Source organism: Nocardia sp. NPDC055321 (assembly GCF_053645575.1).
Genome location: NZ_JBSHMS010000012.1, coordinates 37,256 through 48,027 on the forward strand (window position 1 = coordinate 37,256; position 10,772 = coordinate 48,027).

Annotated in this window: 7 protein-coding genes; 5 read left to right on the forward strand and 2 right to left on the reverse strand. The window is 70.5% G+C overall.

From position 1 onward, the window contains the following. Positions 1 to 44: 44 nt before the first annotated feature. From car to ACWIGI_RS20235, 4 genes are all read left to right on the forward strand, one after another. Positions 45 to 3,521, forward strand: a complete 3,477-nt coding sequence (car, locus tag ACWIGI_RS20220; protein WP_454203948.1) for a carboxylic acid reductase — start codon at positions 45 to 47, stop codon at positions 3,519 to 3,521. A gap of 180 nt (positions 3,522 to 3,701) precedes the next feature. Beyond that, positions 3,702 to 3,941: a hypothetical protein gene (locus ACWIGI_RS20225; protein WP_454203949.1), complete on the forward strand. Its 240-nt coding sequence runs from the start codon at positions 3,702 to 3,704 to the stop codon at positions 3,939 to 3,941. 75 nt (positions 3,942 to 4,016) lie between these two features. Next, positions 4,017 to 4,478, forward strand: a complete 462-nt coding sequence (locus ACWIGI_RS20230) for a hypothetical protein (RefSeq protein WP_454203950.1) — start codon at positions 4,017 to 4,019, stop codon at positions 4,476 to 4,478. Between the two features lie 627 nt (positions 4,479 to 5,105). Continuing rightward, positions 5,106 to 6,479, forward strand: a complete 1,374-nt coding sequence (locus ACWIGI_RS20235; protein ID WP_454203951.1) for an MATE family efflux transporter — start codon at positions 5,106 to 5,108, stop codon at positions 6,477 to 6,479. Between the two features lie 10 nt (positions 6,480 to 6,489). On the opposite strand, the gene ACWIGI_RS20240 is transcribed toward ACWIGI_RS20235, so the two are convergent. Beyond that, on the reverse strand, positions 6,490 to 7,146 hold the full coding sequence (locus ACWIGI_RS20240; protein ID WP_454203952.1) for a response regulator: 657 nt from the start codon (positions 7,144 to 7,146) through the stop codon (positions 6,490 to 6,492). Further along, entirely contained in the window at positions 7,143 to 8,492 is a 1,350-nt protein-coding gene (locus ACWIGI_RS20245) for a sensor histidine kinase (RefSeq protein WP_454203953.1), read from the reverse strand. The genes ACWIGI_RS20240 and ACWIGI_RS20245 overlap by 4 nt, the downstream gene beginning before the upstream one ends. A gap of 133 nt (positions 8,493 to 8,625) precedes the next feature. Here ACWIGI_RS20245 and ACWIGI_RS20250 point away from each other — a divergent pair, with 133 nt between their 5' ends. After that, entirely contained in the window at positions 8,626 to 10,683 is a 2,058-nt protein-coding gene (locus ACWIGI_RS20250) for an MMPL family transporter (RefSeq protein WP_454203954.1), read from the forward strand. Positions 10,684 to 10,772: the final 89 nt, after the last annotated feature.

Here is a 10,772-nt window from a genome sequence, read left to right on the forward strand (position 1 = left end):
GCCGGTTGCCGGGGTCCCGTGGGCCCGGGCCAGGGAGGTCTGTCATGGAGCTGGACGTCAAGAAGGCTCGGCGTGAACGGCGGATCGCGGACGCCTTGCACGATCCGCAGGTGCGGGCGACCTTGGGGGAGCCGGGGATCGTGGCTCGGCTGCGGGAACCGGGGCTCGAGCTCGGGGCGATCGTGGACACGGTGCTGAGCGGATACGCGGACCGGATCGCGCTCGGGGAGCGGGCCTTTGACACGGGGGCCGACGGGGCGCGGGCATTACTGCCGGAATTCCGGACCATCACCTACGGGGAACTCGGGGCGCGTGTGCGGGCCCTCGCGGCGGCGTGGGATCGGTCGGGATCGGTCGGGACGGGTGACTTCGTGTGCACGCTGGGCTTTTCCAGCGCGGACTACGTGACGATCGACCTGGCGTGTGTCCGGCTCGGGGCGGTGGCCGTGCCCCTGCAGGCCGGTGCGCCTGCGGCACAGTGGATGTCGATCCTGGACGAGACGCGGCCGCGGGTGCTGGCCGTCAGCGTGGACGCGCTGGACGCGGCGGTGACGGCCGTGGCGGCAGGGGTAGCGCCGGGGCGGCTGCTGGTGTTCGATCAGGCGCCGGGCGACCGAACACACCGTACCGCTGTCGATTCCGCGCGCAAACGGCTCGCGGACGCGGGCATCGACATCGCGGTGGACCTCCTCGGTGAGGTCGTCGAGCACGGCCGGGGCCTGCCCGATGCCCCGGCTCCCGACTTCGGGGACGAGGATCCGCTGTCGCTGCTGATCTACACCTCGGGCAGCACCGGAACGCCCAAGGGCGCCATGTACACCCGGCGACTGGTGGCGGCGTTCTGGGCGGCGTACGAGCTGCGGGTGCCCGCGATCACGCTCAACTACATGCCGCTGTCGCACGTGGCGGGCAGGCTCACCCTGTACGGGACGCTCGCGCGCGGCGGCGCCGCGTATTTCACCGCGCGCCCGGACATGTCGAGCCTGTTCGAGGACTACGCGCTGGTGCGGCCCACCGAGCTGGTGTTCGTGCCGCGCGTGTGCGAGATGGTGCATCAGCGGCGGCTCGACGCGATCGAACGGCGGGTACTGGCCGGCGCCGATCGGGCGGACGCGGTCGAAGCGGTGGAAGCCGAACTGCGCGAACAGGTTTTCGGCGGCCGCTACCTCACCGCGCTGAGCGCGAGCGCGCCCCTGTCGGCCGAGTTGAAGGCCGTGCTCGAATCCGCGCTCGAGGTGCAGGTGCACGACGGGTACGGCTCGACCGAGGCCGGCGGCGGGGTGCTCATGGACAACCGCATCAGGCGCCCACCGGTGCTGGACTACAAGCTCGCCGACGTGCCCGAACTGGGCTACTTCGGCACCGACACCCCGCATCCGCGCGGCGAGCTGCTCATCAAGACAACGACGATGTTCCCCGGGTACTACCGGCGGCCCGAGATCACGGCGCAGATGTTCGACGACGAGGGGTTCTACCGAACCGGCGACGTGGTGGCCGAGCTGGAACCCGATCACCTGGTGTACGTCGATCGGCGCAACAACGTGCTGAAACTGTCCCAGGGCGAGTTCGTGACGGTGGCGACCGTGGAAGCCGCGCTGGGCGCGAGCGAGCTGATCCGCCAGATCTTCGTGTACGGCAACGGCGAACGCTCCTACCTGCTGGCGGTGATCGTGCCGACCCCGGCCGCCGCCGCGCTCGACCCGGCGGAACTGCGTGCGGCGCTGGCGGATTCACTGCGCCGCTGCGCCGCCCGCGCGGAGCTGGAACCCTACGAGATCCCGCGTGAGTTCCTGGTCGAGACCGAGCCGTTCACCCAGGAGAACGGCCTGCTGTCCGGCATCGGGAAACTGTTGCGGCCCAAGCTGACCGATCTGTACGGCGCCCGGCTCGAAGAGCTGTACGCCGACCTGGCACGGCGGCGCGACGACGAGCTGCTCGCGCTACGCCGCACGGTCACCGACCGGCCCGTGCCCAAGACGGTCCGGCGGGCCGCCGCGGTCGTACTCGGGTGCGCCGCCGACGAGCTTCGGCCGGACGCGCGTTTCACCGATCTCGGCGGTGATTCGCTGTCCGCGCTGTCGTATTCGTCGCTGCTGGGCGAGCTGTTCGGCGTCGAGGTTCCGGTGTCGCTGATCGTCGGACCCACCGCCGATCTCGACGCGATCGCCCGGTTCATCACCGCCGCAAGGGATTCGGGTGATCTCCGCCCCACCGTCGCGACCGTGCACGGCCCGGACGGCACCATCCGCGCCGCCGATCTCACCCTCGGCACCTTCATCGACGCGGACACCGTGCGCGCCGCGCCAACGTGTCCGGCGGTCCCGCCGGGTCCCGCTCGCACGGTGCTGCTGACCGGAGCCAACGGCTACCTGGGCCGCTTCCTGCTGCTGGAATGGCTGGAGCGACTGCGGGATTCGGCGGGCACGCTGATCTGCGTGGTGCGCGGCACGGACGACGCGGCGGCCCGGGCGCGCCTGGACGCGGTGTTCACCGACGGCGACCCCGGGCTCGCCGCGACTTATAGGGAACTGTCGGCGGGTCGGCTGCGCGTGCTCGCGGGTGACGTCGGCGCACCGAATCTCGGCCTGTCCGACGCGGACTGGCGCGAACTGGCCGCCGAGGTGGACCTCATCGTGCACTCCGCCGCGCTGGTCAATCACGTCCTGCCCTACGACCAGCTCTTCGGCCCGAACGTGCTGGGCACGGCCGAGATCGTCCGGCTCGCCCTCACCACGCGGCTGACCCCGGTCACCTATCTCTCCACCGTCGCCGTCGGCGCGGGCGTCGATCCCGCGCGCTTCACCGAGGACGCCGACATCCGCGAGATCAGCGCCGTGCGGGCGCTGGACGACGGCTACGCCAACGGCTACGGCAACAGCAAATGGGCGGGCGAGGTCCTGCTGCGCGCAGCGCACGACCTGTGCGGGCTGCCCGTGGCGGTCTTCCGCTCGGACATGATCCTGGCCCACTCCACGTATCCCGGTCAGCTGAACCTGCCCGACATGTTCACCCGCCTGCTGCTGAGCATCCTGGCCACCGGCATCGCCCCGAAGTCCTTCTACCGCACCGATACCGGGGGCGTCCGTCCCCACTACGCCGGTCTCCCGGCGGACTTCACCGCGGCGGCCGTCACGGCCCTGGGCCCCCGCCCGGAATCCGGCTTCGCCACCTACGACGTCCTGAACCCCCACGACGACGGCATCGCCCTGGACGAGTTCGTGACCTGGCTGATCGAGTCCGGCGAGCGCGTCGAGCGAATCGACGACTACCGCGAGTGGCTGACCCGCTTCGAGGCGGCCCTGCGCGCCCTCCCCGATCGTCTGCGCCGCCATTCGGTGCTGCCCCTCCTGCACGCCTACCGCCATCAGGCCCCACCCGTCGACCTGACCGGCACCGCCGTCCGCTTCCGCACCGCGGTCCGCGCCGCCCACCTGACCCCCGACGCCGACATCCCGCACCTGACCCCCGCGTTGATCGTCAAGTACGCCGCCGACCTGCGCGCCGTGGGCCTGCTGGAGTAGCCCCGAATGAGCTGAACCGCCCGAAGTGATCGCCGCCCAGCCGCTATGCCGGTCCCGAGCCTGCCGAGCCGCAATTCGGGGCGACCCGCCGTGCGTTAGCTGGACGGATGCTAGCGTGAGTTGCGTCTAGAACTCTTCGAAGCTCACAGCCACGGATCTCTGACTCGAAGGAGCAACGACATGCTCGCAGGATTCTGCCGCGCGGCGGCGGTCGCCGCCATGGCGGTCCCGCTCGTCGCCCTCGCGACACCCACCGCTTTCGCCGACCAGCCCGAAACGTCCGCGGCGGACCAATCCGCCGGTTCGAGGACGGACCTGCCGCTGCGCACCAATGCGGACGCCCCCTACATCTGGATCAACATCTGCGTCCACATCCCGACCCCGGGATCCGCCACCCTGGACTGGTGCTGGGGCTTCTGAGACACGAATCGTGCTCGGCCTCTGACGAATTCGACCCCGGAACCCCCACATCGACGTTGGCGAAAGGAGCATGGCATGAGGTACCCCGTACGCGTCGCCATCGGCGCCGCGCTCGCCACGGGCACACTGCTCTCGGGCGGAGTGGGTCACGCCCAGCCCGAGGACCAGCCCGCCCCCCAGTGCACCGTGCCCGACCAGGCGACCGGCAAGTTCCTGATTCTCCGCGGCACCGCGCCGTCGGTGCCGATGGTGCCGGGCGGCGACTACTCCATGGTGGTGGCCCGTTTCCCGACCCCTGACACGATGCAGTACATGGTGGTCGGCACCGGGATGTGGCACGACGGCACCTACAGCTACACGGTGCCCGAGCCCGGCCACGCGGTCATCGACGCCACCCAGGCGAATGCCGGCCAGCCGATCGCCTATTCGCTGTCGCTGCGGTGCACCGACAACATGTCGGGCAACTTCACGGTCGGCGACTCGGAGCCTGTCCCGGGCCGCGAAGCGACCTACCTGTTCCAGAACATGCGGCCCTGATGCTCACCGCCGGCGGCGGCGCGGCCGCCGTCGGCGCTCGAGTTGGCGTCCCGAGCCGGGTCGTCGGGCAGTTCGACGGTTGTGAGACGGAGCCGGGTTCCGGGCTCGAGCGGCCTGAATGTTCCGGACCTATGAGCCCTGATTCGCGTCGTCGGTGGCTCGAAGTGGTCGGCGCTGGACTCTGAAGCCCGTGAGCAGCACCGGATCCACACCCGCTGCGACGGCGGCCGCGCCGATGCGTTTCAACTCGACCGGGGAGCAGCGGATGCGCTCATGGTGCTCCGTCCCTGTCCCGGACCGATCGACCACGCGATCACACAGGCGGAAATGGCCGCCGGGATGCTGATCGGTTGCAGTGCCGGGGCTTTCGGGTCGGTCTGTGCGTGTCGGTCACGGCTGGTGCGTGATGGTGGCTTCGCGCAGCGGCCCTCCGCGCGACGTGGTTCCATAGTCGGAACGAGGACGTGACGGAATCACGTACTTGTTCGTGGTGGCGGACGTGGCGGTGCGATGGAAGCGGGGACGCGACGGCTTCTCGGCGTGGGCGGGCGGTGCGGGGCGGACGCGTGGGGGTGCGAAATTTACGGAGGGCGCGGGGACGCCGAGCGGGTGTGCGATGGTGGGGTCATGCGGGAGGACGAGGGCGGTCGATCGGTGGCGGAGCGGGGGGAGGAGGCCGCCCACGCGGGGCCCCGGCGGATCCTCGGGATCGCGGTGCCCACGCTGGGGGTGCTGGTCGCCGAGCCGATCTACCTGCTGTTCGACATGGCGGTGGTGGGGCGGCTGGGGGCGCTGGCGCTGGCGGGGCTGGCGGTGGGGGGATTGATTCTGGCGCAGGTCAGTTCGCAGTTGACGTTTCTGAGTTACGGGACGACCGCGCGGGCGGCGCGGCGGCACGGGGCGGGGGACGAGCGCGGGGCGATGGGGGAGGGGGTGCAGGCCAGTTGGATCGCGGTGGGGGTCGGGCTCGCCATCGTGGTCGTGCTGCAGGGTTTCGCGGGCCCGGTTACGCGGGCCATCTCGGGCGGGGGCGACATCGCGGGGGAGGCGCTGCCGTGGTTGCGGATCGCGCTGTTCGGGGTGCCGCTGATCCTGCTGTCCATGGCCGGCAACGGGTGGATGCGCGGGGTGCAGGAGACCCGGCGGCCACTGCTGTACGTGGTTGCGGGACTGGGCCTTTCCGGGGTGCTGTGCCCGGTGCTGGTGCACGGGCTGCTGGGCGCGCCGCGGCTGGAACTGGCGGGGTCGGCGGTGGCCAACGTGATCGGCCAGACGGTCACCGCGCTGCTGTTCGTGGCGGCGCTGGTGCGCACCCGGGTGCCCCTGGCCCCGCACATCGAGATCATGAAGGCGCAACTGGTGCTCGGCCGCGACCTCATCGCGCGCAGCCTGGCCTTCCAGGCGTGCTTCATCTCCGCCGCCGCCGTGGCCGCCCGGTTCGGGGCGGCATCGGTCGCCGCCCACCAGCTGGTGCTCCAGCTCTGGAACTTCCTGGCCCTGACCCTGGATTCGCTCGCCATCGCCGCCCAGACCCTGGTCGGCGCGGCGCTAGGCGCCGGGAACGTCCGGGGCGCACAGGGTTTGGCGCGCCGGATCACCGCCTGGTCGACCGCGTTCGCGGCCGTCCTCGCCCTGATCTTCGCCGCCGGCTACTCGGTCATCCCGCGCCTGTTCACCGACGACCCCTCGGTCCTGGAGCGCACCCACGTGGCCTGGTGGTTCTTCGTCGGCATCATTCCCCTCGCGGGCGTGGTCTTCGCCCTCGACGGCGTCCTCCTGGGCGCGGGCGACGCCGCGTTCCTGCGCAACGCCACCCTCGGCGCGGCGCTGCTCGGCTTCCTCCCGCCCATCTGGCTGTCCCTCGCCAACGATTGGGGCATAGCCGGAATCTGGTCCGGCCTGGTCATTTTCATGCTCCTACGCCTGGCCGCGGTCTCCTGGCGTGCCCTCTCCGGCCGCTGGGCCCGCGCGGGCGCGGAGGTTCCCCGCACCCTGGCCTGACACGCCGGTATCACGACGCCGGGGTGACCAGCCCCGCCTCGTAGGCCGCTATCACCAGCTGAACGCGGTCGCGGGCAAGGAGTTTGGCCAGGATCCGGCTCACGTGGGTCTTGACAGTCAGGGGGCTCAGGAACAGGCGTTCGGCGATCTCGGCGTTGGTGTGGCCGCGCGCGATCAGGACCAGCACGTCCAGCTCGCGGTCGGTGAGCGCCGAAACGGACGGGCGCGGCGCGGGATCGGGGACCGCGCGCACGCGGGCGATGACGGTCGCGGTCGCGCTCGGCGACAGCAGCGCCTCCCCGGCCGCGACGGTGCGAATGGCGTCGAGCAACGCGGCGGGTTTCGTGTCCTTGATCAGGAACCCGCTCGCCCCGGCGCGCAGCGCGGCCAGCACGTTGTCGTCGGTGTCGTACGTGGTCAGCACCAGCACCCGGACCCCGGCCAGATTCTCGTCCGCCGCGATCTGCGCGGTGGCGGCGATACCGTCCAGATCCGGCATCCGAATATCCATGACCACCACATCGGCGCGTTCGGTCCGGGTGAGCCGCACGGCTTCCCGCCCGGTCCCGGCTTCCCCGACGACCTCCATATCGGGAGCGGAGGCGATGAGCAGCGCGAACGCGCCCCGCACCAGCGCCTGATCATCGGCGAGCACTACCCGGATCATGCTTCGGCCCTCGGTGTCGCGGACCGTATCTGTGGTCCGGCAGTTGACGCGGGTGCCTGGGCGCTCGATTCCATCCAGGATTCACTCGATTCCCTGCTCGGCGTAGTGGATTCGATCCGGGTCCTGTCCGATTCCGGCCGGAGCGCGCCGCACTCGGCCACGCCCTCGCGGTGCGCCGCCGGGACCGGCCCCGCACAGGGCAGGACCGCGGTCACCTCGAACCCGTCGCCGGTATCGGCCGCCGACACCGTCCCGCCGATGGCCTCGGCGCGCTCACACATGCCCAGGATGCCGAATCCGTGTGCGGTGCCGTGCATTCCACTGCCCCGTGTGCCCGCGCCATTGTCCCGCACCCGGATGACCAGGCCGTCTACCCGATAGTCGAGCCGCACCGTCGCCAGTGTCGCGTCCGCGTGCTTGGCCACATTGGTCAATGCCTCCTGCACGATTCGGTATCCAACCATTTCCACCGTCGGCGGCAGCTCCCGGGACCGCCCGTCGATCACGAATTCCACGGTGACACCGGCGGCTTCGGCCGGTTCGGCCAGCACCCTCACCCGGGCGAGCGCCGGTAGCGGTTCCCGCGACGAGCCGGGTGCGTCGGCGCCCCCGGCCGGGCTGCGCAGCACGCCGACGGTGGCCAGGAGTTCGGCGCGCGCGTCCGTGCAGGCATCGGAGATCGTTTCCAGGGCTTTGCCCACGGTGCCGGAATCGGTCTCGCTCGCCGCGAGCAGATGCCCGGCCACCCCCGCCTGCACCTGGATCACCGTAATGGTGTGTGCGAGCAGGTCGTGCAGGTCGCGCGCGATGCGCAGGCGTTCTTCGGTGACCTGCCGGCGCGCCTCCTCGTCGCGGGATCGTTCGGCGCGATCGGCGCGATCGAGTACCTCGGCGATATAGGCCCGCTGCAACCGGACCGCCTCACCCGCCACACAGGCCAGCACGATCCAGCCGAACGCCCCGAACGCCGCCAGCGCGGAATTCTCGCCCTCGCTGCGGGACAGCATGATTCCGGCAACCGCCATTCCCGCAACGGTGGCGGTGACGATAGCCGTGCGCCGCCGGTTGCCGTGGCGCGCCACCGTGTACAACGCGAGCGCGCTCGAGGGAAATACCGCTTCGTGCGGGAATTCGAGGTAGTGATAGGGCAGCGCCACCGCGAAGTGGGTGATCAATACCGGCAGTGGAAAGCGCCTGTGGCCCAGCAGCGGGAGGGTCATCAGCACGACCAGTACCGCACCCCCGGCGGTGAACGGCCGGTCCTGGGGAATCAAATCCGCCGCCACCAATTGACCGATCAGGATCAGCCCCACGATCCCGGCATCGGCCAACCATCGTCGGTTCATTCTCGCCATTGTGCGGCAGTTCCGCGCCGCCCACGTACTCCGCGCGGAGTACTTCGCATGGCCCTCCACGGGCGGACGTTTTCCGATCGCCGCCCCGGCAGGCTGCCTTCATGTCCGATACGAGGAGACAGCCATGAGAATGAAAGCCAGAGCCCTGCTGCTCATCGGCCTCTGGATCGCCGTGCTCGCCGCGCTGGTCCCGCTGGCCGGTTCGCTCGATGATGTGAAGTCCGACAAGGAGACCGAGTACCTGCCGGGTTCGGCGCAGTCGACCCTGGCCGCCGAACTGGAGCAAACCTTGCCCGGCGGCACCGAATCCGTATTCCTGGTCGTATACGAGCGGGCGGCGGGGGTGACCGATCTCGATCGCGCGACCGCCGCGACCCAGTACGCGGCCCTGCGCGCCGAGTACGGCGGCGCGGGCGGCCCGGATCAACCCCTGGTCTCCACGGACGGCAAGGCCATCATGTTCCCGGTGCTGGTGGGCGCGGCGCACGGCGAATCAGCCACGTACATCGCCGATTTCCGCGCGATGGTCGCCGAGCGGCCGGACGGACTCTCCGTCCAGGTCACAGGCCCCGGTGCGCTGGGCGCCGACTTCGAGGGCGCGTTCGAGGGCATCGATGAGCGGCTGCTGCTGGTCACCGTGCTGGTGGTGACGGTCATCCTGCTGCTGACCTATCGGAGTCCGCTGCTGTGGCTGGTGCCGTTGATCTCGGTGGCCGGTGCGAATGTGCTATCCATGGCGGTCGTGTACGGCCTGGCGAAGGGCTTGAACGTCACCGTCAATGATCAGAGCGCCTCGATTCTGACCATTCTGGTGTTCGGTGTCGGCACCGACTACGCGCTTCTCATCGTCGCCAGGTATCGCGAAGAGCTGCAACGCTATCCGGATGTCGTGACGGCGATGCTCGCGGCATTGCGGCATTCGGTGCCCGCCATCGCCGCCTCCGCTGCGACCGTCAGCCTGGGATTGCTGTGCCTGATGGCGGCCGATATGAACAATTCCGCGGGTATGGGTCCGGTGTGCGCGGCCGGAATCGTGTGCACCCTGCTGGTCATGGTCACGCTGTTCCCCGCCCTACTGGTGCTGTGCGGCCGGTGGATCTTCTGGCCGCGCGTGCCGCGGGTCCGCACGACCCCGGTCGCGCGGACGACGGTGTGGGACCGGATCGGGGCGTTCATCGCGCGCCGTCCGGCGGCGTCGGTGGCGGCATCGCTGGTGGTGCTTTTCGTGCTCGGTCTCGGCCTGCTGGGCAACACCTCGAGTCTGTCGCGCGCGGATCAATTCGTGAACACTCCCGAATCGGTGCACGGGCAGAGCACGCTCGCCGCACATTTCCCCGAACGTGCGGGCACTCCGCTACTGGTGATGACCCCCAACGCCTTCCGCGACAGCGTGCTCGGCGCCGTGACCGCCGATGCCGGCATCGCGTCGGCCGAGGCGGGCCGGTCCGGGCCGGACTTCGCCGAGATCACCGCTATTCCCCGCGACAGCGCCGATTCGCCCGCCGAGTACGCGACGATCGAACGGTTGCGCACGCACCTGGCCGCGGTGGCGCCGGGCACGGTGGTCGGCGGACCGAGCGCGGCGAACCTGGATACCGCGCAGGCCTCGGTTCGCGATCGGTGGGTGGTGATTCCGCTGGTGCTGCTGGTGGTCACCGCCGTGCTGGGTTTGCTGCTGCGTTCGATCGCCGCACCCATCGGACTGTTGCTCACCGTGGTGGTCTCGTTCGGGTCGGCGCTGGGCGCGAGTGTGCTGGCGTTCGAGTACCTGTTCGGATTCGGGGGCCTGGATTCGGGTTTGGTGCTGCTGGCCTTCCTGTTCCTGGTGACGCTCGGGGTGGACTACAACATCTTCCTGGTCAGCCGGGCGCGCGAGGAAGCGCGGCGTTTCGGCACCCGAGCCGGGATGCTGCGCAGTCTCTCGGCGACCGGCGGCGTGATCACCTCGGCGGGGATCGTGCTGGCGGCCACCGCCGCGGTGCTGATCGGTCTGCCGCTGGTGTCGCTGGCGCAACTGGGATTCGCGGTCGCCTTCGGCGTCCTGCTCGACGCCCTGCTGGTGCGGTCGGTCCTGGTGCCCGCGCTCACGATGCTGGCCGGTGACCGCGTGTGGTGGCCGTCCCGCCTGCCCCGCCCGAGCGCCGAATCCGAGCCCGCCGCAAGAGAGTCCGTGCGGATCTGATCGGCCCGAGCGAGCCGTGGGGGCGCCCCCCCACGCGGGGGGGGCCGCGCGGTGCAGCGGGCGCGGGCGCCCGGGGCGGGGGAGGGGGA

Bases quoted from the DNA above. Each gene is read 5' to 3' on its own strand.
- ACWIGI_RS20245 (WP_454203953.1), bottom strand. From the start codon at position 8,492: ATGAACCGACGATGGTTGGCCGATGCCGGGATCGTGGGGCTGATCCTG.
- ACWIGI_RS20230 (WP_454203950.1), top strand. From the start codon at position 4,017: ATGAGGTACCCCGTACGCGTCGCCATCGGCGCCGCGCTCGCCACGGGC.
- ACWIGI_RS20250 (WP_454203954.1), top strand. From the start codon at position 8,626: ATGAGAATGAAAGCCAGAGCCCTGCTGCTCATCGGCCTCTGGATCGCC.
- ACWIGI_RS20240 (WP_454203952.1), bottom strand. From the start codon at position 7,146: ATGATCCGGGTAGTGCTCGCCGATGATCAGGCGCTGGTGCGGGGCGCG.
- ACWIGI_RS20225 (WP_454203949.1), top strand. From the start codon at position 3,702: ATGCTCGCAGGATTCTGCCGCGCGGCGGCGGTCGCCGCCATGGCGGTC.
- ACWIGI_RS20235 (WP_454203951.1), top strand. From the start codon at position 5,106: ATGCGGGAGGACGAGGGCGGTCGATCGGTGGCGGAGCGGGGGGAGGAG.
- car (WP_454203948.1), top strand. From the start codon at position 45: ATGGAGCTGGACGTCAAGAAGGCTCGGCGTGAACGGCGGATCGCGGAC.